The organism is Pseudomonas gozinkensis (genome assembly GCF_014863585.1).
In the GTDB taxonomy this organism is placed as follows: domain Bacteria; phylum Pseudomonadota; class Gammaproteobacteria; order Pseudomonadales; family Pseudomonadaceae; genus Aquipseudomonas; species Aquipseudomonas gozinkensis.
Window position 1 is genome coordinate 1279233 of record NZ_CP062253.1, and the last position, 25939, is coordinate 1305171.

At 62.0% G+C, this 25939-nt stretch carries 25 protein-coding genes; 21 read left to right on the forward strand and 4 right to left on the reverse strand.

From position 1 onward, the window contains the following. The first annotated feature begins 71 nt into the window (after window positions 1-71). The 14 genes from IHQ43_RS05600 to IHQ43_RS05665 all read left to right on the forward strand — a co-directional run bounded on the left by IHQ43_RS05600 (window position 72) and on the right by IHQ43_RS05665 (window position 15585). Window positions 72-1694, forward strand: coding sequence for a methyl-accepting chemotaxis protein (locus IHQ43_RS05600; protein ID WP_192563663.1), 1623 nt, complete (start codon window positions 72-74; stop codon window positions 1692-1694). After that, on the forward strand, window positions 1694-2230 hold the full coding sequence (locus tag IHQ43_RS05605) for a chemotaxis protein CheW (RefSeq protein ID WP_192563664.1): 537 nt from the start codon (window positions 1694-1696) through the stop codon (window positions 2228-2230). The genes IHQ43_RS05600 and IHQ43_RS05605 overlap by 1 nt, the downstream gene beginning before the upstream one ends. Continuing rightward, window positions 2227-3510, forward strand: coding sequence for a CheR family methyltransferase (locus tag IHQ43_RS05610; RefSeq protein ID WP_192563665.1), 1284 nt, complete (start codon window positions 2227-2229; stop codon window positions 3508-3510). Before IHQ43_RS05605 ends, IHQ43_RS05610 begins: the two co-directional genes overlap by 4 nt. Then, a complete protein-coding gene (locus IHQ43_RS05615; protein WP_192563666.1) occupies window positions 3507-4190 on the forward strand; it encodes a chemotaxis protein CheW in 684 nt (227 codons plus the stop codon). Before IHQ43_RS05610 ends, IHQ43_RS05615 begins: the two co-directional genes overlap by 4 nt. Next, complete coding sequence (locus tag IHQ43_RS05620; RefSeq protein ID WP_192563667.1) at window positions 4187-6481, forward strand: hybrid sensor histidine kinase/response regulator; 2295 nt, start codon at window positions 4187-4189, stop codon at window positions 6479-6481. Before IHQ43_RS05615 ends, IHQ43_RS05620 begins: the two co-directional genes overlap by 4 nt. Next, window positions 6478-7488, forward strand: coding sequence for a chemotaxis response regulator protein-glutamate methylesterase (cheB, locus tag IHQ43_RS05625; protein ID WP_192563668.1), 1011 nt, complete (start codon window positions 6478-6480; stop codon window positions 7486-7488). The genes IHQ43_RS05620 and cheB overlap by 4 nt, the downstream gene beginning before the upstream one ends. Window positions 7489-7536: 48 nt before the next feature. Continuing rightward, complete coding sequence (locus tag IHQ43_RS05630; RefSeq protein ID WP_192563669.1) at window positions 7537-8538, forward strand: response regulator; 1002 nt, start codon at window positions 7537-7539, stop codon at window positions 8536-8538. Between the two features lie 106 nt (window positions 8539-8644). Further along, window positions 8645-9740, forward strand: a protein-coding gene (gene prfB / locus IHQ43_RS05635) for a peptide chain release factor 2 (protein WP_102621447.1) whose coding sequence is annotated in 2 segments (ribosomal slippage) — window positions 8645-8716 and window positions 8718-9740 — 1095 coding nt in all. Because the reading frame shifts where the segments join, the coding sequence is not laid out codon by codon here. A gap of 115 nt (window positions 9741-9855) precedes the next feature. Continuing rightward, window positions 9856-11358 (forward strand): lysine--tRNA ligase, encoded by a 1503-nt coding sequence (lysS, locus tag IHQ43_RS05640; protein WP_096819662.1) that lies wholly within the window; start codon window positions 9856-9858, stop codon window positions 11356-11358. 118 nt (window positions 11359-11476) lie between these two features. Continuing rightward, the gene (locus tag IHQ43_RS05645) at window positions 11477-12181 is read left to right on the forward strand and encodes a TetR/AcrR family transcriptional regulator (protein WP_011332647.1); all 705 of its coding nucleotides are present in this window, start codon (window positions 11477-11479) and stop codon (window positions 12179-12181) included. Window positions 12182-12316: 135 nt separating this feature from the next. Then, entirely contained in the window at window positions 12317-12871 is a 555-nt protein-coding gene (locus IHQ43_RS05650) for a hypothetical protein (RefSeq protein WP_192563670.1), read from the forward strand. 33 nt (window positions 12872-12904) lie between these two features. Continuing rightward, window positions 12905-14182, forward strand: a complete 1278-nt coding sequence (locus IHQ43_RS05655; RefSeq protein ID WP_007954701.1) for a flavohemoglobin expression-modulating QEGLA motif protein — start codon at window positions 12905-12907, stop codon at window positions 14180-14182. Window positions 14183-14344: 162 nt separating this feature from the next. Further along, window positions 14345-15259, forward strand: coding sequence for an alpha/beta hydrolase (locus IHQ43_RS05660; RefSeq protein WP_192563671.1), 915 nt, complete (start codon window positions 14345-14347; stop codon window positions 15257-15259). After that, window positions 15256-15585, forward strand: a complete 330-nt coding sequence (locus IHQ43_RS05665; protein WP_192563672.1) for a PA3694 family proteiin — start codon at window positions 15256-15258, stop codon at window positions 15583-15585. Before IHQ43_RS05660 ends, IHQ43_RS05665 begins: the two co-directional genes overlap by 4 nt. A 165-nt stretch (window positions 15586-15750) precedes the next feature. On the opposite strand, the gene lptF is transcribed toward IHQ43_RS05665, so the two are convergent. From lptF to IHQ43_RS05680, 3 genes are all read right to left on the reverse strand, one after another. Then, on the reverse strand, window positions 15751-16539 hold the full coding sequence (gene lptF / locus IHQ43_RS05670; RefSeq protein ID WP_192563673.1) for a lipotoxin F family OmpA-related lipoprotein LptF: 789 nt from the start codon (window positions 16537-16539) through the stop codon (window positions 15751-15753). Between the two features lie 55 nt (window positions 16540-16594). Beyond that, window positions 16595-16999 carry a DUF4398 domain-containing protein gene (locus tag IHQ43_RS05675; protein ID WP_007954708.1) on the reverse strand — a complete coding sequence of 135 codons (405 nt, stop codon included), beginning with the start codon at window positions 16997-16999 and terminating at the stop codon, window positions 16595-16597. Between the two features lie 367 nt (window positions 17000-17366). Continuing rightward, complete coding sequence (locus tag IHQ43_RS05680; protein ID WP_192563674.1) at window positions 17367-17711, reverse strand: pilin assembly protein; 345 nt, start codon at window positions 17709-17711, stop codon at window positions 17367-17369. Window positions 17712-17925: 214 nt separating this feature from the next. Between IHQ43_RS05680 and ppc the strand changes: the two genes are divergently transcribed. The 7 genes from ppc (at window position 17926) to IHQ43_RS05715 (ending at window position 25236) form a co-directional block, all read left to right on the forward strand. Then, window positions 17926-20556 carry a phosphoenolpyruvate carboxylase gene (ppc, locus tag IHQ43_RS05685; protein WP_192563675.1) on the forward strand — a complete coding sequence of 877 codons (2631 nt, stop codon included), beginning with the start codon at window positions 17926-17928 and terminating at the stop codon, window positions 20554-20556. 288 nt (window positions 20557-20844) lie between these two features. Then, window positions 20845-21495 carry an adenylate kinase gene (gene adk, locus IHQ43_RS05690; protein ID WP_064593717.1) on the forward strand — a complete coding sequence of 217 codons (651 nt, stop codon included), beginning with the start codon at window positions 20845-20847 and terminating at the stop codon, window positions 21493-21495. 93 nt (window positions 21496-21588) lie between these two features. Next, window positions 21589-22263 (forward strand): tRNA (adenosine(37)-N6)-threonylcarbamoyltransferase complex dimerization subunit type 1 TsaB, encoded by a 675-nt coding sequence (tsaB, locus tag IHQ43_RS05695; RefSeq protein WP_192563676.1) that lies wholly within the window; start codon window positions 21589-21591, stop codon window positions 22261-22263. 255 nt (window positions 22264-22518) lie between these two features. After that, window positions 22519-22827 (forward strand): hypothetical protein, encoded by a 309-nt coding sequence (locus IHQ43_RS05700; protein WP_192563677.1) that lies wholly within the window; start codon window positions 22519-22521, stop codon window positions 22825-22827. After that, a complete protein-coding gene (locus IHQ43_RS05705; RefSeq protein WP_192563678.1) occupies window positions 22827-23687 on the forward strand; it encodes a DUF72 domain-containing protein in 861 nt (286 codons plus the stop codon). Before IHQ43_RS05700 ends, IHQ43_RS05705 begins: the two co-directional genes overlap by 1 nt. A 32-nt stretch (window positions 23688-23719) precedes the next feature. After that, window positions 23720-24541, forward strand: a complete 822-nt coding sequence (locus tag IHQ43_RS05710) for an isocitrate lyase/PEP mutase family protein (protein ID WP_192563679.1) — start codon at window positions 23720-23722, stop codon at window positions 24539-24541. A 2-nt stretch (window positions 24542-24543) separates the two neighbouring features. Beyond that, complete coding sequence (locus IHQ43_RS05715; RefSeq protein ID WP_192563680.1) at window positions 24544-25236, forward strand: extensin-like domain-containing protein; 693 nt, start codon at window positions 24544-24546, stop codon at window positions 25234-25236. Window positions 25237-25240: 4 nt separating this feature from the next. On the opposite strand, the gene IHQ43_RS05720 is transcribed toward IHQ43_RS05715, so the two are convergent. Then, window positions 25241-25855 carry an energy transducer TonB gene (locus tag IHQ43_RS05720; protein ID WP_192563681.1) on the reverse strand — a complete coding sequence of 205 codons (615 nt, stop codon included), beginning with the start codon at window positions 25853-25855 and terminating at the stop codon, window positions 25241-25243. Between the last annotated feature and the right edge of the window lie 84 nt (window positions 25856-25939).

The following is a 25939-nucleotide window of genomic DNA, read 5'->3' on the forward strand; positions in this document are numbered from 1 at the left end:
AACCGTCTTATAAATGAAACACCGCCCTCAGCTATACTCCCCCGCATTTCGACCCGCCCCGAGGACTGACTGTGAAGAACTGGACGTTGCGCCAACGCATTTTGGCGAGCTTTGCGGTGATTATCGCCATCATGCTGCTGATGGTGGTCGTCTCGTATTCGCGGCTGCTGAAGATCGAAGCCAGTGAAAACAGCGTCCGTGACGACGCGATTCCCGGCGTCTACTACAGCTCGATGATTCGTGGCGCGTGGGTCGACAGTTATCTGCAGACCCAGGAGTTGCTCGGCCTCAAGCAGGGCGAGGGCATCAGCACTGAAGATGCGGCGGACTACAAGGCGTTCGAAACCCGCTTGCAGGAGCAGATGGCCAACTACCGCAGCACCATGGCGACGGATGAAGACCGTAACGAGTTCGCTGCTTTCGAGAAGTATCACGAGGCTTACATGCAGATCCAGAATTCGGTTCTGGACTTGCACAAGCGCAATCTGGAAGCCGATGCGGTCAAGCTGTTCAATGAGAAACTGACCCCGACCTGGTACAGCGGCCGGATGAAGCTCAACGACATCATTGGCGAGAACAAGAAAGTCGCCGATCAGGCCATGGCCAACATTGACGAAGCGGTGTCGGCGGCCAAGGTCAGCATGTTCACCTCGTTGCTGATCGCCGTGCTGGCCGCCGGCCTCTGTGGTCTGTTGCTGATGCGCGCAATCATGGCGCCGATGAACCGCATCGTGCAGATCCTCGACATCATGCGCACGGGCGATCTGAGCAGCCGCTTGAACCTCGAGCGCAAGGACGAGTTCGGCGCGGTGGAAACCGGCTTCAACGACATGATGGCCGAGCTGACTTCGCTGGTATCGCAGGCCCAGCGCTCGTCGGTGCAGGTCACCACCTCGGTGACCGAGATCGCCGCCACCTCCAAACAACAGCAGGCCACCGCCACCGAAACTGCTGCGACCACGACTGAAATCGGCGCGACGTCCCGCGAAATCGCGGCGACCTCCCGCGACCTGGTGCGCACCATGACCGAAGTCTCCACCGCCGCCGATCAGGCCTCGGTGCTGGCCGGTTCCGGGCAGCAAGGTTTGGCGCGGATGGAAGACACCATGCACTCGGTGATGGGCGCGGCGGATCTGGTGAACGCCAAACTGGCGATCCTCAACGAGAAGGCCGGCAACATCAATCAGGTGGTGGTGACCATCGTCAAGGTCGCCGACCAGACCAACCTGCTGTCCCTGAACGCCGCGATCGAAGCGGAGAAGGCCGGCGAATACGGTCGCGGTTTCGCCGTGGTCGCCACCGAAGTGCGGCGTCTGGCGGATCAGACCGCTGTTGCCACGTATGACATCGAACAGATGGTCCGCGAGATCCAGTCGGCGGTCTCCGCCGGGGTGATGGGCATGGACAAGTTCTCCGAGGAAGTGCGTCGCGGCATGGCCGAAGTGCAGCAAGTCGGCGAACAGCTGTCGCAGATCATCCATCAGGTGCAGGCGCTGGCGCCGCGAGTGTTGATGGTCAACGAGGGCATGCAGGCCCAGGCCACCGGCGCCGAACAGATCAACCATGCGCTGGTGCAACTGGGTGATGCCAGCAGCCAGACGGTCGAGTCGTTGCGTCAGGCCAGTTTCGCCATCGACGAACTGAGTCAGGTGGCCGTGGGCCTGCGCAGCGGCGTTTCGCGATTCAAAGTCTGATGAGCGAAATCACCGCCAAACGCAGCGCTGCACCGGTGGCGAAGCAGGCGTTGTTCCTGCTGTTTCGCATCGGCAGCGAACGCTACGCCTTGCGTGCAACGGAAGTGGCCGAAGTGCTGCCGCGCCTGCCGTTGAAGCCGATTGCCCGGGCGCCGCACTGGGTGGCGGGGGTGTTCGCCTATCGCGGCACGGTGGTGCCGGTGATCGACCTCAGTGCCCTGACTTTCGGCCAGCCTGCCGAGGCGCGCACCAGTACGCGACTGGTGCTGGTGCATTACCGCGCGGATGACTCGCAACCCTCGCAATGGCTGGGGCTGATCCTCGAACAGGCCACCGATACCCTGCGCTGCAACCCGGAGGATTTCCGGCCGTACGGCCTCGACAATCGTCAGGCGCCGTACCTGGGCCCGGTGCGTGAAGACGCGCAAGGGCTGGTGCAGTGGGTGCGGGTCAACGACTTGCTGGACGAGTCGGTGCGCACGCTGCTGTTCCCGTCACCGCCGCTGGACCCAAAGCGGCTTGAGGAGCAGCCATGAGCAGCGACCAGCGCTTCTTCGATTTCCTCAAGGAACGCATCGGCCTCGATGTCGCCTCGGTCGGGCCGGCGATCATCGAGCGGGCCGTGCGCCAGCGCATCACCCTGTCGCAAACGGTGAATGCCGATGAGTACTGGCAGGCCCTGCAAGGCTCGCGGGATGAACAGCAGGCGCTGATCGAAGCGGTGATCGTCCCCGAGACCTGGTTTTTCCGTTACCCGGAATCCTTCGCCACCCTGGGCAAACTGGCGCGCAAACGCCTGGGTGAACTGAACAACATGCGCGCGCTGCGCATCCTCAGCCTGCCGTGTTCCACCGGTGAAGAACCCTATTCGATTGCCATGGCGTTGCTCGATGCCGGCCTCAAGCCCCATCAGTTCAAGGTCGATGGCATGGACGTCAGCCCTCTGTCGGTGGACAAAGCGCGGCGGGCGTTGTACGGCAAGAACTCGTTCCGCGGCCAGGAGCTGGACTTCCGTGAGCGGCATTTTTTCGCCGAGAACGACGGCTATCGGGTGAATGAAATTGTCCGCGAGCAGGTGCGCCTGCATGTCGGCAACGTGCTCGATCCGTCATTGCTGGTCAACGAGCCGCCGTTCGATTTCGTGTTCTGTCGCAACCTGCTGATCTATTTCGACCAGCCGACCCAGCAGCAGGTATTTGCGGTGCTGAAGCGCCTGACCCATGTCGATGGCGTGCTGTTTATCGGCCCCGCCGAGGGCAGTCTGCTCGGGCGTTTGGGCATGCGCTCGATCGGGATTCCGCAGTCCTTCGCCTTCAGCCGTCACAGCGAACCGCAGCCCGAACCGTTGCCGTTGCCGATGCCGACCGCGACTGCCGTGCCGTTGCCTGTGCGCCAGCCGGTGCGCAGCACGCCACCGCCGCCAGTGCGTAACCGTCCGTTTGCTGGCGTGACGCCTTTGCCCGCGACGGCTAAAAGCACCAACCCCGACGCCGCGACGTTGCTGGCCAACATCGCCGCCCTGGCCAACGAAGGCAAAAGTGCCGAGGCCCGGGCCGCGTGCGAACAGTATTTGCGCAGCCATGAGCCGGTGGCCCAGGTGTTTTACTGGCTCGGCCTGCTGAGCGATGTGGCCGGCAGCGCCCTCGAAGCCCAGGGCTTTTACCGAAAAGCGCTGTACCTCGAACCGCAACACCCCGAAGCCTTGATGCACCTGGCTGCGTTGCTGCAGGCCCAGGGCGACACGGCCGGCGCCAGACGATTGCAGGAGCGCGCCGCCCGCAGCGACCGCACCGCCGACAGTGAGCGTAAACGATGATCCCGTCCGACACCTTGAACGTCACCCACGAAGACGCCCGGGCCATCGACGATTGCTGGAACCGCATCGGCATCCACGGCGACAAGTCCTGTCCGCTGCTGGACGAGCACATCCATTGCCGCAATTGCTCGGTGTATTCCGCCGCCGCCACGCGTTTGCTCGACCGCTATGCGTTACAGCAGGACGAGCGCGACCCGGTGGCGACCCAGATTGAAACCGAGCTGAAGACCCGCTCGCTGCTGATGTTCCGTCTCGGCGAAGAATGGCTCGGCCTGGCCACCCGCAGTCTGGTTGAGGTCGCGCCGTTGCAGGCGATTCACTCGCTGCCGCACCAGCGCTCCCGGGCCTTGCTCGGCGTGGCGAACGTGCGCGGTGCGCTGGTGGCGTGCCTGTCGCTGGTCGAACTGCTCGACCTCGACAGCAACGTAGCCCCGGCGACCGGCGCGCGGATCATGCCGCGCATGCTGATCATCTCGGCCCAGGGCGGGCCGGTGGTGGTGCCGGTGGACGAGGTCGACGGGATTCACGCCATCGACGAGCGAATCCTTGATGCCGCGTCACGTTCCGGCGCACAGGCCAGCGCCAAATACACCCGAGGCGTGCTCCCTTTCAAAGGTCGCAGCCTGCGTTGGCTGGATGAAGAACAGCTGTTGTCCGCCGTGTCCCGGAGCCTCACATGACCCCCGAGCAAATGCGCGACGCCTCCCTGCTGGAGCTGTTCAGCCTCGAAGCCGAAGCCCAGACCCAAGTGCTCAGCGCCGGGCTGCTGGCGCTGGAGCGCAACCCGACCCAGGCTGATCAGCTCGAATCGTGCATGCGCGCGGCGCACTCGTTGAAAGGCGCGGCGCGGATTGTCGGCATCGACAGCGGCGTCAGCGTCGCCCACGTGATGGAAGATTGCCTGGTCAGCGCCCAGGAAGGGCGGTTGTTCCTGCGCCCCGAGCATATCGACGCGTTGTTGCAGGGCACCGATCTGCTGATGCGCATCGCCACCCCGGCCAATGGCCCGCAACCGGCGGACATCGAGGCTTACGTGGCGTTGATGGGTGGTTTGCTCGACCCTACGGCACCGGCCGTGGTGCCTGCCGCTCCGAGTGCGCCACCGATGGCGGAGTTGCAGCTTCAGCCACCGCCAGTGGTTGAACCGGCCCCGGTTGAAATCCCGGTCGAGGTTGCCGAGCCAGAACCCGCGCCGCGCAAGAGCAAGCGCACCACTGAAGGTGGCGAGCGGGTGCTGCGGGTCACCGCCGAACGCCTGAACAGCCTGCTCGATCTGTCGAGCAAATCCCTGGTGGAAACCCAGCGCCTCAAGCCGCACCTGGCCACCATGCAGCGTCTCAAACGCATGCAGAACAACGGCCTGCGGGCGCTGGAAAGTCTCAACGTTCATCTCAAGGAGCACGCCCTTAGCCTTGAAGCTCAAGAGGCGCTGGAAGACGCGCGCCGTTTGCTTGCCGAATCCCAGCAACTGCTGGCAGAGAAAAACGCCGAACTCGACGAGTTTGCCTGGCAAGCGAGTCAGCGCGCACAAGTGCTCTACGACACCGCGCTGGCCTGCCGCATGCGGCCGTTCGCCGATGTGTTGTCCGGTCAGGTGCGGATGGTGCGCGACCTCGGTCGCAGCCTCGGCAAACAGGTGCGGCTGGAGATCGAGGGCGAGAAGACTCAGGTCGACCGCGATGTACTGGAAAAACTCGAAGCTCCGCTGACGCACCTGTTGCGCAATGCGGTCGATCACGGCATCGAAACCCCGGAAGAACGGCTGCTCAAAGGCAAATCCGAAGAAGGCCTGATTCGTCTGCGTGCCTCGCATCAGGCCGGTCTGCTGGTGCTGGAATTGAGCGACGACGGAAATGGCGTGGATCTGGAAAAGGTCCGTCGCAGCATCGTCGAACGTCAGTTGTCGCCGTCCGAAACCGCCGCGCAGTTGAGTGAAGAAGAACTGCTGACCTTCCTGTTTCTGCCGGGTTTCAGCCTGCGGGACAAGGTCACCGAAGTGTCCGGCCGTGGCGTCGGCCTCGATGCCGTTCAGCACATGGTTCGCCAGTTGCGCGGTGCGGTGGTGCTGGAACAGACGGCGGGTGAGGGCAGTCGCTTCCATCTGGAAGTGCCGCTGACCCTGTCGGTGGTGCGCAGCCTGGTGGTGGAAGTCGGCGACGAAGCCTACGCCTTCCCGCTGGCGCACATCGAGCGCATGTGCGATCTGGCGCCGGAGGACATCGTGCAGGTCGAAGGGCGCCAGCATTTCTGGCACGAAGGCCGACATGTCGGTCTGGTCGCGGCCAGCCAGTTATTGCAGCGTCCGGCCAGTCAGAACAGCGGCGACACCCTGAAAGTCGTGGTGATCCGCGAGCGCGATGCAATCTACGGCGTGGCGGTCGAGCGTTTCATCGGCGAGCGCACGCTGGTGGTGCTGCCGCTGGATGAGCGGCTGGGCAAGGTGCAGGACATTTCTGCCGGGGCCTTGCTCGACGATGGCTCGGTGGTGCTGATCGTCGATGTCGAAGACATGCTGCGTTCGGTGGACAAACTGCTCAACACCGGGCGTCTGGAGCGCATTGCGCGTCACGGCCATCAGGCCGCAGAAGCGGCGCGCAAGCGGATTCTGGTGGTCGACGACTCGCTGACCGTGCGCGAGTTGCAGCGCAAGCTGCTGCTCAATCGCGGCTACGACGTGGCCGTTGCGGTGGACGGCATGGACGGCTGGAACGCCCTGCGCTCCGAGGATTTCGATCTGCTGATCACCGACATCGACATGCCGCGCATGGACGGCATCGAACTGGTCTCGCTGCTGCGCCGGGACAACCGTCTGCAATCGCTGCCGGTGATGGTGGTGTCCTACAAGGATCGCGAGGAAGATCGCCGCCGTGGACTGGACGCCGGCGCCGACTATTATCTAGCCAAGGCCAGTTTTCATGACGACGCCCTGCTCGACGCGGTGGTTGAGCTCATCGGAGGAGCGCGGGCATGAAGATCGCAATCGTCAACGACATGCCTTTGGCGGTGGAGGCCCTGCGCCGTGCGCTGGCCTTCGAGCCGGCGCATCAGGTGGTGTGGGTCGCCGGCAACGGCGCCGAAGCGGTGCGCCTGTGCGCGGAAAACACCCCGGACCTGATCCTGATGGACCTGATCATGCCGGTGATGGATGGCGTCGAGGCCACCCGCCGGATCATGGCCGAGAGCCCGTGTGCGATCGTCATCGTCACCGTGGACCGCCAGCAGAACGTGCACCGGGTGTTCGAAGCCATGGGCCACGGCGCGCTGGACGTGGTCGACACCCCGGCCATCGGCGGTGGCAATCCTCAGGAAGCGGCAGCACCGCTGCTGCGCAAAATTCTCAATATCGGCTGGCTGATCGGCGAGAAAACCGCCCGCTCTCGTCCCGCGCCTGCGACACCGCGCAATTCCGCCTCGCGCCAGCGATTGGTGGCGATCGGCTCTTCGGCCGGCGGCCCGGCGGCGCTGGAAGTCTTGCTCAAAGGCCTGCCACGGCACTTTTCGGCGGCCATCGTGCTGGTGCAGCATGTCGATCAGGTGTTCGCCGCCGGCATGGCTGAATGGCTGGCCAGCGCCAGCGGCCTGGACGTGCGTCTGGCCCGCGAAGGCGAGCCGCCGCAGGCCGGCGCGGTGCTGCTGGCCGGCACCAATCACCATATTCGTTTGCTCAAGAACGGCACGCTGGCCTACACCGCCGAGCCGGTCAACGAGATTTACCGCCCCTCGATCGACGTGTTTTTCGAAAGCGTCGCCAACCACTGGAATGGTGACGCAGTAGGGGTTTTATTGACAGGGATGGGACGCGACGGGGCGCAAGGGCTTAAGCTCATGCGCCAACAGGGTTACCTGACCATCGCGCAGGATCAGCAAAGCAGTGCGGTGTACGGCATGCCCAAGGCTGCTGCAGCCATCGACGCGGCCGTAGAAATCCGTCCACTGGAAAAGATAGCGCCACGATTGCTGGAGGTTTTTCCCAAATGAACACGTTCCTCCGCAATCCTGGCCCCCGCAGCACTCAGGTGACCGCCCATGAATGACTTACAGATCGATGACATCAAAACCGACGAGAACGCCGCCATGGTGTTGTTGGTGGACGATCAGGCGATGATCGGCGAAGCCGTGCGCCGTGGGCTGTCGAATGAAGAGAACATCGACTTCCACTTCTGCTCAGACCCGCATCTTGCCGTGGCCCACGCGGTGCGGATCAAGCCGACGGTGATCCTGCAGGATCTGGTGATGCCCGGCCTCGACGGCCTGAGCCTGGTGCGCGAATACCGCAATCATCCGGCAACCAAGGACATTCCGATCATCGTCCTGTCGACCAAGGAAGACCCGCTGATCAAGAGCGCGGCGTTCTCGGCCGGGGCCAACGATTACCTGGTGAAGCTGCCGGACAACATCGAGCTGGTGGCGCGTATTCGCTATCACTCGCGCTCCTACATGACGTTGCTGCAACGGGACGCGGCCTACCGCGCGTTGCGGGTCAGCCAGCAGCAATTGCTCGACACCAACCTCGTCCTGCAACGCCTGATGAACTCCGACGGCCTGACCGGGCTGTCCAATCGCCGGCACTTCGACGAATACCTGGAGCTGGAATGGCGCCGTTCGCTACGCGATCAGAGCCAGTTGTCGTTGCTGATGATCGACGTCGATTACTTCAAGTCCTACAACGACACCTTCGGTCACGTCGAAGGCGACGAAGCCTTGCGCAAGGTCGCCACGGCAATCCGCGAGGCCAGTGCCCGACCATCCGACTTGCCGGCGCGTTATGGTGGCGAAGAGTTTGCGCTGGTGCTGCCCAACACCTCGCCGGGCGGGGCGCGACTGGTGGCGGAAAAGCTGCGCCAGACGGTCGCGGCGCTGAAGATTCCGCACATTGCTCCGGGCGAAGGGTCGAGCCTGACCATCAGCATCGGCCTGGCGACGATGGTGCCGGAGTCGGGCAGCGACTGCCGGTTGCTGATCTCGGCGGCAGATCGCGGCCTGTACCTGGCCAAGAACAACGGACGCAATCAGGTAGGGATCGAATGAACCATTGGGTTCATTCGCCTCAAGAGCCGCCAGACGGGCTGCCGTGACAGCTTGATTACGTTATACTCGCCGGCTTTCAAAAGTTCGCCAACGAGTGCTGCCCGTCATGGAAATCAACCCGATCCTGAACACCATCAAGGACCTGTCCGAGCGCTCCGAAACTATTCGGGGGTATCTTTGACTACGATCAAAAGCATGAGCGTCTGATCGAAGTCAATCGCGAGCTTGAAGATCCTGCAGTCTGGAACAAACCTGAATACGCCCAGGAACTGGGCCGCGAGCGCGCTGCGCTGGCGCAGATCGTCGACACCCTCGACGAACTGAACGGTGGCCTGGCCGATTGCCGCGAGCTGCTGGACATGGCCGTTGAAGAGAACGACGAGGGCGCGGTCAACGACGTCGTCGAAGTCCTTCAAGGTCTCGAAGAGTCCCTGTCCAAGCTCGAATTCCGCCGTATGTTCAGCCACGAGATGGACCCGAACAACGCCTACCTGGACATCCAGGCCGGCTCCGGCGGCACCGAAGCCCAGGACTGGGCCAACATCCTGCTGCGCATGTACCTGCGCTGGGCCGACAAACGCGGCTTCGACGCGACCATCATGGAGCTGTCGGCCGGTGAAGTCGCCGGGATCAAGGGTGCGACCGTGCACATCAAGGGCGAATACGCCTTTGGCTGGCTGCGGACCGAGATCGGCGTGCACCGTCTGGTGCGCAAGAGCCCGTTCGACTCCGGCAACCGTCGCCACACTTCTTTCTCCGCGGTTTTCGTCTCGCCAGAGATCGACGACAAGGTGGAAATCGAAATCAACCCGGCAGACCTGCGGATCGACACCTATCGTTCCTCCGGTGCCGGTGGTCAGCACGTAAACACCACCGACTCGGCCGTACGTATCACTCACGTACCGACCAACACCGTGGTGAGCTGCCAGAACGAACGCTCCCAGCACGCCAACAAGGACACCGCCATGAAAATGCTGCGGGCCAAGTTGTACGAGCAGGAAATGCAGAAGCGCAACGCCGCGTCCCAGGCCCTGGAAGACACCAAGTCGGATATCGGCTGGGGTCACCAGATCCGTTCGTACGTGCTCGATGCGTCGCGGATCAAGGATCTGCGCACCAACATCGAACGCAGTGACTGCGACAAGGTGCTCGACGGCGACATCGACGAATACCTGGAAGCCAGCCTGAAATCGGGGCTGTAAGAAACGCAATACAGGATCGGCTGATTCAACTCGATCCCTGTAGGAGCCAGCCTGCTGGCGATCCCCGGGCCGAAAGGCCCGGGGGCAACGAACCTGTGATGGAAAATTTAAAGACATGAGCGACCAACAACTCGATCCGCAAGCCCTGCAACAGGAAGAAAACTCCCTGATCGCCCTGCGCAAGGAAAAGCTTGCTGCCGAGCGCGCCAAGGGCAATGCCTTCCCGAACGACTTCCGCCGCGAAAACTACTGCGAAGCACTGCAGAAACAGTACGCGGACAAGACCAAGGAAGAGCTCGCAGAGGCTGCGATCCCGGTCAAGGTTGCAGGTCGCATCATGCTCAACCGTGGCTCGTTCATGGTGATCCAGGACATGACCGGTCGCATCCAGGTCTACGTCAACCGCAAGACCCTGTCCGAAGACACCCTGGCCGCGGTGAAAACCTGGGACATGGGCGACATCATCGCCGCCGAAGGCACCCTGGCCCGTTCCGGCAAGGGCGACCTGTACGTCGAGATGACCAGCGTGCGCCTGCTGACCAAATCCCTGCGCCCGCTGCCGGACAAGCATCACGGCCTGACCGACACCGAACAGCGCTACCGTCAGCGTTACGTTGACCTGATCGTCAACGAAGACGTGCGTCAGACCTTCCGCGTCCGTTCGCAAGTGATCGCGCACATCCGCAGCTTCCTGATGAAGCGCGACTTCCTCGAAGTCGAAACGCCGATGCTGCAGACCATTCCTGGCGGCGCCGCGGCCAAACCGTTCGAAACCCACCACAACGCGCTGGACATGGAAATGTTCCTGCGTATCGCCCCGGAGCTGTACCTCAAGCGTCTGGTGGTTGGCGGCTTCGAAAAAGTGTTCGAGATCAACCGCAACTTCCGTAACGAAGGCGTTTCGACTCGTCACAATCCTGAATTCACCATGTTGGAGTTCTACCAGGCTTACGCCGACTACGAAGACAACATGGACCTGACCGAAGAGCTGTTCCGCGAGCTGGCGCAGCTGGTTCTGGGCAGCACCGACGTGCCGTACGGCGACAAGGTGTTCCACTTCGGCGAGCCGTTCGTGCGCCTGTCGGTGTTCGACTCGATCCTCAAGTACAACCCTGAGCTGACCGCCGATGACCTGAACGACATCGACAAGGCTCGCGCCATCGCCAAGAAGGCCGGCGCCAAGGTGCTGGGCTTCGAAGGTCTGGGCAAGCTGCAGGTGATGATTTTCGAAGAGCTGGTCGAGCACAAGCTGGAACAGCCGCACTTCATCACCCAGTACCCGTTCGAAGTGTCGCCGCTGGCCCGTCGCAACGATGACAACCCGAACGTCACCGACCGCTTCGAGCTGTTCATCGGCGGCCGTGAAATCGCCAACGCCTACTCCGAGCTCAACGACGCGGAAGACCAGGCCGAGCGCTTCATGGCGCAGGTGGCCGACAAGGACGCCGGCGACGACGAAGCCATGCATTACGACGCCGACTTCGTTCGTGCGCTGGAGTACGGCATGCCGCCAACGGCCGGCGAAGGTATCGGCATCGACCGTCTGGTGATGCTGCTGACCAACTCGCCGTCGATCCGCGACGTGATCCTGTTCCCGCACATGCGGCCGCAAGCGTAAGTGTTTCAATAAAAAAGCCGCCTGAAATGGGCGGCTTTTTATTGCCTGTCTGGTACAAACGTATCAAATGGTTACTTTTGAAAAAAACAACAGAGGAATGCCTGTCGTGATCGGTGCAATGGCTCAAGAGGGTGCAGCGGGTATCGCCACTGCGGTCGCTGAAAGTGTTCAGTACCAGGGCCGCAAGGCCAGCCGGCAGGGCAGCGAGCAGCGTCGGCAGGACATTCTCGATGCGGCGATGCGCATTGTCGTGCGCGACGGTGTGCGGGCCGTGCGTCACCGCGCGGTGGCCGCCGAGGCCGGTGTGCCGCTGTCGGCCACCACGTATTACTTCAAGGACATCGATGATCTGCTCACCGATACCTTCGCCCAGTACGTCGAACGCAGCGCGGCCTATATGGCCAAGCTGTGGATCAACAACGAAGGCCTGCTGCGCGAGATGGTGGTCAGTGGCGACGGCAGCCCGGAGTCGCGTTCGCAACTGGCCGACGATATCGCACGGCTGATGGCTGACTACGTGCACCGGCAACTGGTCAACCGCCGCGAGCATTTGATGGCCGAGCAGGCGTTCCGCCAGGAAGCGCTGCTCAACCCGCGTCTGGCGGAACTGGTGCGTTCCCATCAGCAGATTCTGTTGCAGGGCACCTGCCAGTTGTTCCAGGTATTGGGCTCGCGCGAGCCGCAGCAGGATGCCAAGGTGTTGACGGCGATTATCGGACGGATGGAATATCAGGGCCTGCTCAACGACGCCGAGCCTTTGGCCGAAGAGGACATGCTCGGCATTCTGACGCGTTATATGCATTTGGTACTCGCGTCGGTGTAGCGCAATCCCCTGTGGGAGCGAGCTTGCTCGCGATTGCGATCTGTCATTCAAAGTCTTCATTGGCTGACACTCCGCCATCGCGAGCAAGCTCGCTCCCACAGGTTCGCTGGTGAGTTCGGGTCTAGGGAGTGTCGAATGAAAGCCTGGCGTGGCGTGCTGATCGCCTTGTCGTTCCTGCTGCTCAGCGGTTGTCTGGTGACCTTCCGCGAGCCGCTGCCCGCCAGTGAACCGGCGCCCAAGGGCCTGCTCGGCCAATGGTCGAGCACCAATGCCTGGGGCGAGCCGATGAATCTGGAGTTGACGCGCCTGGGCAATGATCGCTATCAGGCGGTTGCGTATTTCAAAGCCAAACCCCGCGAGCGTGAAGCCTATCCGTTCACGGTGTCGCGCCACGGCAACCGCTGGTATCTGTCGGCGAAGGTGCCGGCGCAATACGGCGGGCACTTCACCATCGCCGGCTTCGAGATCACCGACAAGCGCGAACTGGTGATCTACAACCTGGACCTCGAGCAGATCAACCAGGCCATCGCCCAGAAGACCCTCGACGGCCAGGGCTTCCAGACCGATGACGGCGAGGGCGTGCAGGTCGACAGCCCGCTTGAAAAGGTCTTTGCTTACCTCGACGACCCGGCCAATTCCGACGTTTTCGTCGAAGCGGCGCGCTATCAGCATCAGGCCAAAGCCAAATAATTCAGTTCGTCACGTTTTCTACAGGAGTTTCGGGTGGACGATTACCAGCAGACGATACGCATTCTGTCCGATCGCATAGTGCTGGCGCAGACGCCGATCCGCGTGCTCGACGCGGTCAAGTGGGACGAGAACATCCGCAAGGGGTTCCTCAAGGCCAAGGGCAAGGAATTGCCGGCGGTGGATCGCGACTACTACCTCAACCGGCCGCTGTCCTTTGACTCCAGCAAGGTCAAGCTGGAATTCCAGAACATCGAACGGGACATCACCCGTCAGCTCGGCCAGTTCAACCCGGTCGGCCAGATCATGCGCCGCATGTGCAAGGAATACCGGATGGTGGTGCGTATGCTCGAAGCGCGCGGCACCGAGGATTTCGGCCTGATTTCCCAGGAACTGTACGGCGCCGCGTCCGACGCGTTCCACGCCGGTGACCCGACCCTGGCCGACCTCGGCCTGATGATGTCGGACTATCTGAACAACATCGACGGCCGTGGCGACCTGAAGGACGAACCGAAGATCCTCACCGCCAAGGACGCCGTGCACTTGTTGCAAACCCGTCTGAACAAGGTGTTCGGCGAGGCCGAGGAAACCATTCGCGTGTTCGAGTCTGACGGTATCGTCGCCGACGCGGCGGCGGGCGCCGACTACATCAAGATCCGCACTGACGCGATGTTCAACGACCGAGACGTGCGCGCGCTGGAAGTCCACGAAGGTCTGGTGCACGTCGGCACCACGCTCAACGGTTTGAACCAGCCGATCTGCACCTTCCTGTCCAAGGGCCCGCCCTCGTCGACGGTGACTCAGGAAGGCCTGGCGATCCTGATGGAAATCATCACCTTTGCCTCCTACCCGAGCCGTTTGCGCAAACTGACCAACCGCACCCGCGCCATTCATATGGTCGAGGAGGGCGCGGACTTCCTGCAGGTGTTCGAGTTCTTCCGCGAGCAGGGCTTCGAAATGGCGGAAAGTTACGGCAATGCCAGTCGGGTTTTCCGTGGATCGACGCCGACCGGTCTGCCATTCACCAAAGACTTGTCCTACCTCAAGGGCTTCATCATGGTTTACAACTACATTCAGTTGGCCGTGCGCAAGGGCAAGCTCGAGCAGATCCCGCTGTTGTTCTGTGGCAAGACTACGCTTGAGGACATGCGAACCCTGCGTCAACTGGTGGACGAGGGCCTGGTGGTGCCGCCCAAGTACCTGCCGGACCAGTTCCGCGACATGAACGCGTTGTCGGCGTGGATGTGCTTCTCCAACTTCCTCAATCACTTGAGCCTGGACCGGATCGAGGCGGATTACTCCAACATCCTGTAGGTCCAACACCGTCCTCTGTGGGAGCGGGCTTGCCCGCGATAGCGGTCTGACATTCAACGTTGATGTCGATTGATCCTCCGCCATCGGGGGCAAGCCCGCTCCCACAAGGTCATTTGTTTTCCTCAGGGTTGCGTTTCAACTCTCTTCGCGAGGTTTCACCGGATGAGAATCCTCGGCATCTTCTGCCTGCTCCTGACCCTCGGCGGTTGCAGCTCGTTGCTGTTCTACCCCGAGCCAGGCCAGTTGTTTACCCCGGAAAAGGCCAAACTCGAATACCGCACCGTCACCCTGACCACCGCCGACGGCCTCAAGCTGAACGCCTGGTGGCTGCCGGCCAAACCCGGGGTCGAGGTCAAGGGCACGGTCCTGCATCTGCATGGCAACGGCGGGAATCTGCCGATGCACCTGGGCGGGAGCTGGTGGTTGCCGAAAAACGGCTATCAAGTGCTGCTGGTGGACTATCGCGGTTACGGCTTGTCCGAGGGCGAACCGAGCCTGCCGGCGATCTATCAGGACATCGATGCCGCCTTCGCCTGGCTGGACAAGGCGCCGGAGGTCAAAGGAAAACCGCTGGTGCTGCTGGGCCAGAGCTTGGGTGGTGCAATGGCCGTGCATTGGCTGGTGCAACATCCGCAAAGACAGAAACAGCTCAAGGCCCTGGTGCTCGACGGTGTGCCCGCCAGTTATCGCAGCGTCGGCCAATACGCCCTCAGCACCTCATGGCTGACCTGGCCGTTTCAGGTGCCGCTGTCGTGGCTGGTGCCGGATGGCGACAGTGCGATCAACGCGATGCCGCAGCTCAACGGCGTGCCGAAACTGATCTTTCACAGCCTCGACGATCCGCTGGTGCCCCTTTCCAACGGCATCCGTCTGTATCAAGCTGCGCCGCCACCGCGCGTGTTGCAACTGACTCGCGGCGGCCATGTGCAGACCTTCGGCGATCCGGTCTGGCGTCAGGTGATGCTGCGCTACCTCGACGATCCCGAACACTTCAACGGCCTGCGCCGCCTCGGCGAGATCCCGAATTATCCGACACCCCCGAATTCTGAAGACGAACCACCAGAGAGTCCGCAATGAGTGAAGAACGTAACGCCATCCCGCTGATCATCACCGGCATCTGCAGCATCCTCGGCACCGTCGGCGCCCTGTGGTACTACGGCTACCTGCACTTCGCCAAACCCGAGGATGCGTTGCTGCTCAACGAATTCACCATGCTCAAGACCATTCCCGGCGAAGACTACAAAGTCTCCCTGACCCCGGCGCCGCAAGTGGCGCAGTGCATCGATGGCGTGCTGGTGCTGTTCGACACCGAACAGAAAGGCCTGACCGGGGTGCTGGTCAACAGCCAGAAAAAAGCCGTGCGCTGCATGGGCCAGGAGACCCCGCAGCAACTCCAGCAGTAACTCAGTTTTCATGTGGGAGCGTGCTTGCTCGCGATGGCGGTGGGTCAGTCAAACAATTGCTGACTGAAAGGACGCTATCGCGAGCAAGCTCGCTCCCACAGAGTTCCGGTCAAAAAAAGCCCCGCCTGATCACTCAGGCGGGGCTTTCACATTTCAGCGTGACGCTTAGTTCGAGCTGACAGCCGAACGCGGCATCACCGGCTGGTTGTCGTTGGAAATGGTCACTTCCACCCGACGGTTCATTGCACGGCCCGAGACGCTGCCGTTATCCGCGACCGGGTATTCCTTGCCGTAGCCCTGCACCACGATGCGCGACGGGTCGACGCCCATCTTGATCAGTGCAACCTGCACCGAAGTCGCGCGGCGCTCGGACAGCGACTGGTTGTAGTTCGCCGCGCCGGTGCTGTCGGTGTAGCCCTCGACGATCACCTTGCGGTCAGGGTTTTCCTGGAGGAATTGCGCCAGTTTGTTGATGTTCACCAGGCCGCTGGATTTCAGGTCGGCCTTGTTGGTGGCGAACAGCACGTCACCGAAGGTCACCAAAGTACCGCGATCGGTCTGCTTGGCGTTGAGGCTGTCCTGCAGCTGCTTGATCTGCTGATCGCGAGCGTCCAGACGGGCCTGGGCACGTTGGGCAGCGGCGTTCTTCAGATTGTTTTCAGCGGTGCGCAGGGCGATGGTCTGCTTGGCCACTTCCACGCGCTGATTGGTCAGGTAGGCCAGTTGGTCGACCTTGGCAGCGTCTTGCTTGTCCAGGTAAGCCTTGTCGGCCTTGTCCAGGTAATCACTGGCATCCTTGGTTTCCAGCGCTGCGACTTTGCTGGCCTGCGGGTTGGCCTGCAGGCCGGCGTAGTTGGTGCGCGCCTGTTCCAGGTTCGGGTTCGGCGGCGTCGAGCAGGCAGCCAGGGCAACGCTTGCGGCCAGGAGAGCGGGGATCATCAGTTGTTTACGCATAATCGTTCGTCCTTTCTATCGATAAGAGTTTCAGCCTTGCGGTCGGGATGCGCGCTTACTGCACGGTGCGCTGACTTTCCTGACGCAGTTCCTGAACACCTTTCTGGGAATCCTTCACAGCTTGTTCGGCTTTCATCGCCTGAGCCTTGCGTTCAGCGACGCGGGCGTCCCACTCGGCCTGTTCGGACAATGTGCGGGCCTCGTCATACTTCTTGTCGTGCATGGCAATTTCGGCTTGTTTGAGCTTGTCCTGGGCCTGCTTCATTTCCACGGCGGCGAATTCGGTACCGCCGGCGCTGACCGCACTGTTGACCGCCGATTGGGTCACGGCGTACTGCTCGGTCGGTGGATTGCCGGCGCAACCGGCCAGCACGAAGCTGGTGCCGATGGCCAGGGCGGCCAGTTTCAGACCGCGCAGGTGGGAGAACGAGGTTTGGGTCTTCATGGTCTTCAACTCCATTGGTTAACTCCTTGGAAGCTTCGAAATCCATCCTGGTAGCGGAGCCGCAACCGTCATGTGCAAGTGCGTTTTGAAACGCTCGTTCCAGGCGTGGTTACCTGTTCCGACCGAAGGCATTTTTCAAAAGTTCAGAAAAGATGGCTCATCGCCAAAAAATATTCTGACCGAATGGACAGGGCTCTAAACCGGGAACTTTGGCGGTTTTGAGCGGTACGCGCGGGCAGAAATGGAATAGAGCTGGAGGGGGAAACAGCTCCCTGTGGGAGCTGGCTTGCCAGCGATGAGGCCATCAAATTCAATACATCTGTGATTGAGCTGACGCCATCGCGGGCAAGCCCGCTCCCACAGTTTTTGAGATGTCCAGAGATCAGTGTTTCTGCTTGCCGGCAGCAGCGGAGAGGTCTTGCAAGTGCCTTCTTGATAGCGCGAGAAAACGCGGTGTCGGACCGACGTCTTCATACAGCGGATCGCCTTCCTCATCAGTGGCCACCACCGTCGAACCTTTCACATACGGCAGGCTCGCTTCGAACTCTTCGAGGGCGGCGCCGATCAGCTCGCCGAGCAGTTCCTCGGCATGGCGTTTGGGGTACATCTCGGCAATTGCCGCCAGCCGTGCGGCAGCTTCCACATCCAGATGAATCGTGTAGCCGGTATCGGTCAGGCGACCCTTGGCGGTTTCTTCCCAATGCTGGGCGAGTTCACGGATTTTCATAAAAACCTCATGTCGCACCTGCTCATGGCAGGTCTTGGTGAGTGTCCGGCGTCAGCCGGCGGCAAGCCGTTGTGGGGCTTACCCTTGAGACTAGCTTCAACCCTCAAGGTTTAAAGTCCCTTCGTCGTCTGCTTGTAAGAAGCGCCCCAGAGCGGCACTCTCTGTTCATCCACTCACTTGCGATCCGTCACCGATTACTGCTGGAGAGATGCTGATGACCGATATTGATGCACGCTTGCGCGAAGACGTTCACCTGCTCGGTGAGCTGTTGGGCAACACCATCCGTGACCAGTACGGCGAGGCGTTTCTCGACAAGATCGAGCAGATCCGCAAGGGCGCCAAGGCCGACCGGCGCGGCTCGATGGACGCCGAACTCAGCGCCAGCCTCAATCAATTGAGCGAAGACGAACTGCTGCCGGTGGCACGGGCCTTCAACCAGTTTCTCAACCTGGCGAACATCGCCGAGCAGTACCAGCTCATCCATCGCCGCGAAGAGACCCAGGCCGCACCGTTCGAATCCCGCGTACTGCCGGAATTGCTCGCCCGCCTGCGCAACGAAGGGCACAGCGCCGAATCCCTGGCGCGGCAACTGGCGCGGCTGGAAATCGAACTGGTGCTCACCGCGCACCCGACCGAAGTGGCCCGCCGCACGCTGATCCAGAAGTACGACGCGATCGCCGCGCAACTGGCGGCTCAGGATCACCGCGACCTGACCACAGCCGAGCGCGAGCAGATCCACAACACCCTGCAACGTTTGATCGCCGAAGCCTGGCACACCGAAGAAATCCGCCGCACCCGCCCGACCCCGGTGGACGAAGCCAAGTGGGGTTTTGCGGTGATCGAGCATTCGCTGTGGCAGGCGATTCCCAACCATATGCGCAAGGCCGATCAGGCGCTGTTCGCCGCCACTGGCCTGCGTTTGCCACTGGAAGCTGCACCGATCCGCTTCGCTTCGTGGATGGGCGGCGACCGGGACGGCAACCCGAATGTCACCGCTGCGGTGACGCGTGAAGTATTGCTGCTGGCGCGCTGGATGGCGGCGGATCTGTACCTGCGTGACGTCGATCACCTGGCCGCCGAACTGTCGATGCAGCAAGCCAGCGAAGCGCTCAAGGCCCGGGCCGGCGACAGTGCCGAGCCGTATCGCGCAGTGCTCAAACAATTGCGCGAACGGCTGCGTGCCACACGCAACTGGGCCCATGCATCGCTGACCGCGACCACGCCGGCGCCGGCCGATGTGCTGCACAACAATCGTGACCTGCTCGATCCGCTGGAACTGTGTTTCAACTCGCTGCACGAGTGCGGCATGGGCGTGATCGCGGACGGTCCGTTGCTCGATTGCCTGCGTCGGGCCGTGACCTTCGGCCTGTTCCTGGTGCGCCTCGATGTGCGTCAGGACTCGTCGCGCCACAGCGCGGCCATGACCGAAATCACCGATTACCTCGGCCTCGGCAAGTACGAAGAGTGGGACGAAGAACAGCGCATCAGCTTCCTGACTCGCGAACTGCAAAACCGTCGGCCGTTGCTGCCGGCGCATTTCAAACCCTCGGCCGACACCGCCGAAGTGCTCGCCACCTGCAAGGAAATCGCCGCTGCACCGGGCGCTTCGCTGGGCTCCTATGTGATCTCCATGGCCGGCGCTGCCTCCGATGTACTGGCGGTGCAATTGCTGCTCAAGGAATCCGGCGTCCTGCGGCCGATGCGCGTGGTGCCGCTGTTCGAAACCCTCGCCGACCTCGACAACGCAGGACCCGTGATCGAACGCCTGTTGCTGCTGCCGGGTTACCGCGCGCGGCTGCAAGGCCCGCAGGAAGTGATGATCGGCTATTCCGACTCGGCCAAGGATGCTGGCACCACCGCAGCGGCCTGGGCGCAATACCGGGCGCAGGAGCGGCTGGTGGAAATCTGTCGTGAGCAGCAAGTCGAACTGCTGCTTTTCCACGGTCGCGGTGGCACCGTGGGCCGTGGCGGTGGCCCGGCGCACGCGGCGATTCTGTCGCAGCCGCCCGGTTCGGTCGCCGGACGTTTCCGCACCACCGAGCAGGGGGAAATGATTCGATTCAAATTCGGCCTGCCGGACATCGCCGAGCAAAACCTCAATCTGTATCTGGCGGCAGTGCTGGAAGCGACCCTGTTGCCACCGCCGCCACCGACCCCCGAATGGCGCCATCTGATGGATGAGCTGGCCGCCGACGGTGTCGCTGCTTACCGCGCGGTGGTGCGGGAAAATCCGCAGTTCGTCGAGTATTTCCGCCAGTCCACGCCAGAGCAGGAGTTGGGCCGTTTGCCGTTGGGCAGTCGTCCGGCCAAGCGTCGCGCCGGTGGTATTGAAAGTCTGCGGGCGATTCCGTGGATCTTCGGCTGGACCCAGACCCGCCTGATGCTGCCGGCCTGGCTCGGCTGGGAAACCGCGCTGAACAATGCGCTGGAGCGCGGCGAAGGCGAATTGCTGGGGCAGATGCGCGAGCAGTGGCCGTTCTTCCGCACGCGCATCGACATGCTGGAGATGGTGCTGGCCAAGGCCGACGCCGACATTGCGCTGTCCTACGACGAGCGTCTGGTGGAGTCGGACTTGCTGCCTTTGGGTGCGCACTTACGCGACCTATTGTCGCAGGCGTGTTCCGTAGTCCTCGGCCTGACCGGTCAGTCGCAGCTACTGGCACATAGCCCGGACACCCTGGAATTCATCCGTCTGCGCAACACCTACCTCGACCCGCTGCATCTATTGCAGGCCGAGTTGCTGGCGCGTTCACGGCAGCAGAATGTCGAGCAGGGCAGCCCGGTGGAACAGGCGTTGCTGGTGTCTGTGGCGGGGATTGCCGCCGGTTTGCGAAATACCGGCTAAGGTTTTCTGCGTGGGGCGGGGCACCCGGGGTTCGTGTCGGGTGCCGTTTATTGGTCTTGGGAAAAATGCGGTCAGGCGACAGTTAATGATGGGGTTGCGACTTGGGGAACCGCGTCGCAAGGTCGCGCCGGGCGCCGGTTTCTCCGACTTTTGGCGTCTTGTGTGGGCGCAGCCTGCTGTGTATCTTGATCAGCCTTTGGCCGTTTGGGCGGCCACGACCCGTTTTATGAGATTGGCCCCACGAGGCGAATCCGTTGTTTTTTATATAAAAAATTGAGGAGCACATCGATGCGCGTCATTCTGCTGGGAGCTCCCGGGGCCGGTAAAGGTACTCAGGCTAAGTTCATCACCGAGAAATTCGGCATTCCGCAAATCTCCACCGGCGACATGCTGCGTGCTGCGGTCAAGGCCGGCACCGAGCTGGGCATCAAGGCCAAGAGCATCATGGATGCCGGTGGCCTGGTGTCGGATGACCTGATCATCGCGCTGGTCAAGGACCGTATCGCTCAAGCCGATTGCGCCAAGGGTTTCCTGTTCGATGGCTTCCCGCGCACCATTCCTCAGGCTGAAGCGCTGGTGACTGCCGGTGTCGAACTGGACGCCGTGGTCGAAATCGCCGTTGAGGATGAAGAAATCGTTCAGCGTATCGCCGGTCGTCGCGTTCACGAGGCCAGCGGCCGTGTTTACCACATCGTTTACAACCCGCCGAAACTTGCCGGTAAAGACGACATCACCGGCGAAGAGCTGGTACAGCGCAAGGACGACACCGAAGAAACCGTGCGTCATCGCCTGTCGGTCTACCACTCGCAGACCAAGCCGCTGGTGGAGTTCTACCAGAACCTGTCCGCCAAAAACGGTGGCAAGCCGAAGTACAGCCATATCCCTGGCGTCGGCTCGGTTGAAGCGATCACCGCCAAGGTGCTTGAAGCGCTGAGCTGAAAAACCTGATCCGCTGCATCACCCACGGCCCGCTTGCGGGCCGTAGTTGTTTATACTGGCGCACTTTTCCCCACCTGATTTACGGACACATCGATGAGCACCTTGCTGGCCCTGGACACCGCGACTGAAGCTTGCTCCGTTGCCTTGCTGCATGACGGCAAGGTCACGAGCCATTACGAGGTGATCCCGCGCCTGCATGCGCAGAAACTGCTGCCGATGATCCAGCAACTGCTGGCCGACGCCGGCACTACCCTGCAAGCGGTGGACGCGATTGCCTTCGGTCGTGGCCCGGGCGCTTTCACCGGTGTGCGGATTGCCATCGGCGTGGTGCAAGGCCTGGCGTTTGCGCTGGATCGCCCGGTGTTGCCGGTGTCGAACCTGGCCGTGCTGGCGCAACGCGCTCATCGCGAGCACGGCGTGAGCCAGGTCGCGGGCGCCATCGATGCGCGGATGGATGAGGTGTACTGGGGCTGCTACCGCGAGACCGCAGGGGAGATGCGTCTTGTCGGCGCCGAGGCGGTGCTGCCGCCGGAAGTCGCCGCGCTGCCGGACGATGCTTCGGGTGACTGGTTCGGTGCCGGCACTGGTTGGGGCTATGGCGAACGCATCGCTGTAAACCTGACCGGGTCCGATGCAGGCATGCTGCCTCACGCGGAAGACCTGCTGACTCTCGCGCGATTTGCCTGGGAGCGCGGTGAAGCGATTCCGGCGGACGACGCCCAGCCGGTTTATCTGCGCGACAAAGTCGCCACCCCCAAGGCTCGTTGATCCATGCGAGATCCTGTGGGAGCGAGCTTGCTCGCGAATGCGGTGGGTCAGTCACCATCAATGGTGACCATACCCATGTTTTCGCGAGCAAGCTCGCTCCCACAAGTTCAGTGCTTGCCTCAACAAAGCCAATCGTCCGTTTCTAACCCCGCGCTTTAAACCTTTTGTCTTTTATGTGTTCTAGTTATCACTCGGCGATTTGCTAAGTCGGTCAGGTGCCGCTAAATTGCCATCATCGATACCGAGCATGACTTTATGCGTATAGACGGCGTTTCCACTCATTCCTACCCCATCAAGCGCAAGCCTCGCAAAGGCAATCCGGCGCTGGATGAGTCCGTCGACGATATCGACGGCGAGCTGGAATTCCCGACCGAAGAGCAACTGGCTGCCCGTGCCGCCAAAGCCACCGCCCAACGCCTGAGCAATCTGCCCGTCCGCCAACAAGACATGATTTATCACCGCGCGATGAAGAAAAGCGTGGCCATGGCCCTGGCCAGCTACCTGAGCACCGCCGGTTTTGTCGATTGGGATGCAGACGTGCTGGGCCTCGATCTGTACATCTGATGGATCTGCCTTACTACCTCGGTTGCCCGTCCTGGAGCGAAAACGCCTGGCGCGAGTATCTGTATCCGGTAGACGCCAAGACCTCCGACTTCCTCGGACTCTATTCGCAAGTATTCAACGCCGTGGAAGGCAACACGACCTTCTACGCCAGCCCCTCGCCGGCCACTGTGCAGCGCTGGGCCGAGGTGATGCCGCAACACTTTCGCTTCACCGCCAAGTTCCCCGGCGACATCAGCCACAGCGGCGACTTGCGCGATCAACTGACCGCCGCCGAAACCTTCCTCCAGTTGCTCAAGCCGCTCCGTGAGCGCGTCTCGCCAATGTGGCTGCAACTGTCGAAAAGCTTCACGCCGCACCGCTTGCCGGAGCTCGCCGCATTCATCGATGCGCTGGATTGTCCGCTGGCGGTGGAAGTGCGCCACGAGCAGTTCTTCGCCAAGGGTGAGAGTGAGCGACTGCTCAATCGCCTGTTACTGGATCGCGGCGTGGAGCGCATCTGTCTGGATCCGCGCGCACTGTTCAGTTGCCTCTCGACCGAGTCGTCGGTGATCCACGCCCAATCGAAAAAGCCCCGCGTACCAACGCGGCCGGCAGCATTCACTCAATTCCCGCAGGTACGCTTCATCGGCCATCCGGAGCTTGAGGCCAACGATCCGTTCCTGGTGCCGTGGGTGGCGAAGATCGCCGAGTGGATCGAAGAAGGCCGCACGCCGTACATCTTCCTGCACACCGCTGACAACCTCCTCGCGGCGAAGCTGGCGCAACGTTTTCACGCACAACTGATGCAACGTTTGCCTGGCCTGCGATCCTTGCCTGAGCTATACAGAGAACCCGCCGCCGAGCAACTTGGCCTGCTCTGAGGCGGATTTCTTTCCTGCCCAGGAGCCTGCCGATGGACGCCCAAGCCCGCAAAGCCGAAACCTTCAAAGCCCTGCACGAACGCCCCGGGATTTTCGTGATTCCCAATCCGTGGGATGCCGGTTCTGCGAAGATGCTCGCCAGTCTCGGCTATCAGGCGCTGGCGACCACCAGCGCCGGTTATGCGTTTTCCCAGGGCAGGGCCGATGGCGCCCTGAGCCTCGACGATACGCTGGCCAATGTCCGGGCGATTGTCGCGGCTACTGATCTGCCGGTGGCGGTGGATCTGGAAAATGGCTTCGCCGATGCCCCGGCCGAATCAGCGCAGAGTTTGATCCGCGCAGCCGAGGCGGGCGCCGTGGGCGGCTCGATCGAAGATGCCACGGGCCGGGAAGACTCGCCGATCTATTGCTTCGAACACGCGGTGGCGCGCATCGAAGCCGCCGTCGCTGCCGTGCGCACCTTGCCGTTTCCCTTCACCCTCACCGCCCGCGCGGAAAACTACCTGCACGGCAATCCCGATATCAACGACACCATCCGCCGTTTGCAGGCTTTTGCCGAAGCCGGCGCCGACGTGCTGTACGCGCCGGGCCTGCGCACCGCCGAAGAAGTTCTGGCGGTGGTGCGCGCGGTGGCGCCGAAACCGGTCAATGTATTGATGTCCGGCGGCTTGAAACTGACGGTTCAGCAGCTCGAAGAAATGGGCGTGAAGCGGATCAGCACCGGTTCGGCGCTGGCACTGGCGGCGTTCGGCGAGTTTTTCCGCGCGGCGGAGGAAATCCAGCAGTCCGGCACGTTCACCTTCACCTCCCGTTCGATGCCGTACGCCAAGGCCAATCAATTTTTCAAGGGATGAGCATGGGGCGCTGGCTGCTGTTGGCGGGGCTGCTGATCATCGGTGGCGGCCTGATCGGCGTCTGGCGCGGTTGGCTTGATGTGCCGCCGCAGTGGAACCCGTGGGCGCCGCTGGACGTGCAGGCGACGCCCAACTGGCTCACAGGCTACAAGTTGATGCGCCTGCGCAGCGATCCGGCCTTGTGCGAGCAGGCGCTGGGCAGCTCCGGCCTGCGGGTTTCGCCACAGGCCGATAGTCCCGATGCCAAATGTCCGCTGATCGGCGCTTTGCGCGTGCAGGGCGGCGGGGTGGGGCTCAGCAGCAGCTTTCTCGCCAGTTGCCCGTTGGCCGTGGCGTTTGCGCTGTTCGAGCGCCACACGCTGCAACCGGCGGCGCAGCAGGTCTACGGACAGTCGGTGGCGCGGGTCGATCACCTCGGCAGCTTCGCCTGCCGCGACGTCTACAACCGCGAGAACGGCGCCCTCAGCCGCCATGCCAGCGCCGATGCGCTGGACATCGCCGGCTTCCGCCTGGCGGATGGTCGCGTAATCAGCGTGCTGAAGGACTGGCCGAAGCAAAACCAGGACGCGCAGTTTTTACGTCAGGTGCGCGATGGTGCCTGCGAGGCGTTCAGTGTGGTGTTGAGTCCGGACTACAACACAGCCCATCGCAATCACTTTCATGTCGATGTCGGGCGCTGGAGCGTGTGTCGCTGAGGGATCAGGCGGCGATGCGCAGGTTCTGCTGAACGATCGGGCGCACCCAGCCGTTATCGAAGTCCAGGGCTTTCTGCTGCTCGAAGATTTCTTCCGGCGGGAACGGCGGGTAAGGCTGCAGCAGATCCAGGTCAAACTCGGCAATCGGCAGGTACAGCGGTTTTTTCTGCGGGGCTGGGCCCGGTTCCGGAATCGGCTGGCCGTTGTTGATCACGACCGGACGAACCCAGCTGCTGTCGAAATCCTGCTGCTTTTGCTGAGTCTTGATTTCTTCTGCCGGGAACGGAGGGTACGGCTCGGCCAGTGTCATGTCGATTTCGGCGATCGGCAGGAACAGTGGCTCCGGCGGACGCACCTCGGTTTTAACCACATCGCATTCACGCTGGCTGACGATGTGCGCATGCAGTTCGCTGCCGACGGTTGGTTCTTCAGGGCTTTGCAGATCGACCGGCGGGAAAGTGCCGCAGGCCGGCACCACATCACTCGATTGTTCGGCCAGTGCCTGGGCAAAGAAATCCTGCCACAGGTGGCTGACGCCGCCCAATGCTTGAGTGTTATGACGGCTGAAGTCGCCTGTGGGCGAAATGTAGCCAATCGATGTGGGAAGAATGCCTGACATTTTTTTCGGTTGACGCTCAGCTCTGGCAAAATGCGCGTTGATTGGGTTATCGGCGGTTTTTGCCGATCCTTAACTTTTTTGAGC

Bases quoted from the DNA above. Each gene is read 5' to 3' on its own strand.
- lptF (WP_192563673.1), bottom strand. From the start codon at position 16,539: ATGCGTAAACAACTGATGATCCCCGCTCTCCTGGCCGCAAGCGTTGCC.
- IHQ43_RS05615 (WP_192563666.1), top strand. From the start codon at position 3,507: ATGATCCCGTCCGACACCTTGAACGTCACCCACGAAGACGCCCGGGCC.
- IHQ43_RS05680 (WP_192563674.1), bottom strand. From the start codon at position 17,711: ATGAAAATCCGTGAACTCGCCCAGCATTGGGAAGAAACCGCCAAGGGT.
- ppc (WP_192563675.1), top strand. From the start codon at position 17,926: ATGACCGATATTGATGCACGCTTGCGCGAAGACGTTCACCTGCTCGGT.
- IHQ43_RS05710 (WP_192563679.1), top strand. From the start codon at position 23,720: ATGGACGCCCAAGCCCGCAAAGCCGAAACCTTCAAAGCCCTGCACGAA.
- IHQ43_RS05660 (WP_192563671.1), top strand. From the start codon at position 14,345: ATGAGAATCCTCGGCATCTTCTGCCTGCTCCTGACCCTCGGCGGTTGC.
- IHQ43_RS05705 (WP_192563678.1), top strand. From the start codon at position 22,827: ATGGATCTGCCTTACTACCTCGGTTGCCCGTCCTGGAGCGAAAACGCC.
- IHQ43_RS05605 (WP_192563664.1), top strand. From the start codon at position 1,694: ATGAGCGAAATCACCGCCAAACGCAGCGCTGCACCGGTGGCGAAGCAG.
- tsaB (WP_192563676.1), top strand. From the start codon at position 21,589: ATGAGCACCTTGCTGGCCCTGGACACCGCGACTGAAGCTTGCTCCGTT.
- IHQ43_RS05630 (WP_192563669.1), top strand. From the start codon at position 7,537: ATGAATGACTTACAGATCGATGACATCAAAACCGACGAGAACGCCGCC.
- IHQ43_RS05645 (WP_011332647.1), top strand. From the start codon at position 11,477: ATGGCTCAAGAGGGTGCAGCGGGTATCGCCACTGCGGTCGCTGAAAGT.
- adk (WP_064593717.1), top strand. From the start codon at position 20,845: ATGCGCGTCATTCTGCTGGGAGCTCCCGGGGCCGGTAAAGGTACTCAG.
- IHQ43_RS05715 (WP_192563680.1), top strand. From the start codon at position 24,544: ATGGGGCGCTGGCTGCTGTTGGCGGGGCTGCTGATCATCGGTGGCGGC.
- IHQ43_RS05665 (WP_192563672.1), top strand. From the start codon at position 15,256: ATGAGTGAAGAACGTAACGCCATCCCGCTGATCATCACCGGCATCTGC.
- IHQ43_RS05720 (WP_192563681.1), bottom strand. From the start codon at position 25,855: ATGTCAGGCATTCTTCCCACATCGATTGGCTACATTTCGCCCACAGGC.
- IHQ43_RS05650 (WP_192563670.1), top strand. From the start codon at position 12,317: ATGAAAGCCTGGCGTGGCGTGCTGATCGCCTTGTCGTTCCTGCTGCTC.
- IHQ43_RS05675 (WP_007954708.1), bottom strand. From the start codon at position 16,999: ATGGAGTTGAAGACCATGAAGACCCAAACCTCGTTCTCCCACCTGCGC.
- IHQ43_RS05700 (WP_192563677.1), top strand. From the start codon at position 22,519: ATGCGTATAGACGGCGTTTCCACTCATTCCTACCCCATCAAGCGCAAG.
- lysS (WP_096819662.1), top strand. From the start codon at position 9,856: ATGAGCGACCAACAACTCGATCCGCAAGCCCTGCAACAGGAAGAAAAC.
- IHQ43_RS05620 (WP_192563667.1), top strand. From the start codon at position 4,187: ATGACCCCCGAGCAAATGCGCGACGCCTCCCTGCTGGAGCTGTTCAGC.
- IHQ43_RS05610 (WP_192563665.1), top strand. From the start codon at position 2,227: ATGAGCAGCGACCAGCGCTTCTTCGATTTCCTCAAGGAACGCATCGGC.
- cheB (WP_192563668.1), top strand. From the start codon at position 6,478: ATGAAGATCGCAATCGTCAACGACATGCCTTTGGCGGTGGAGGCCCTG.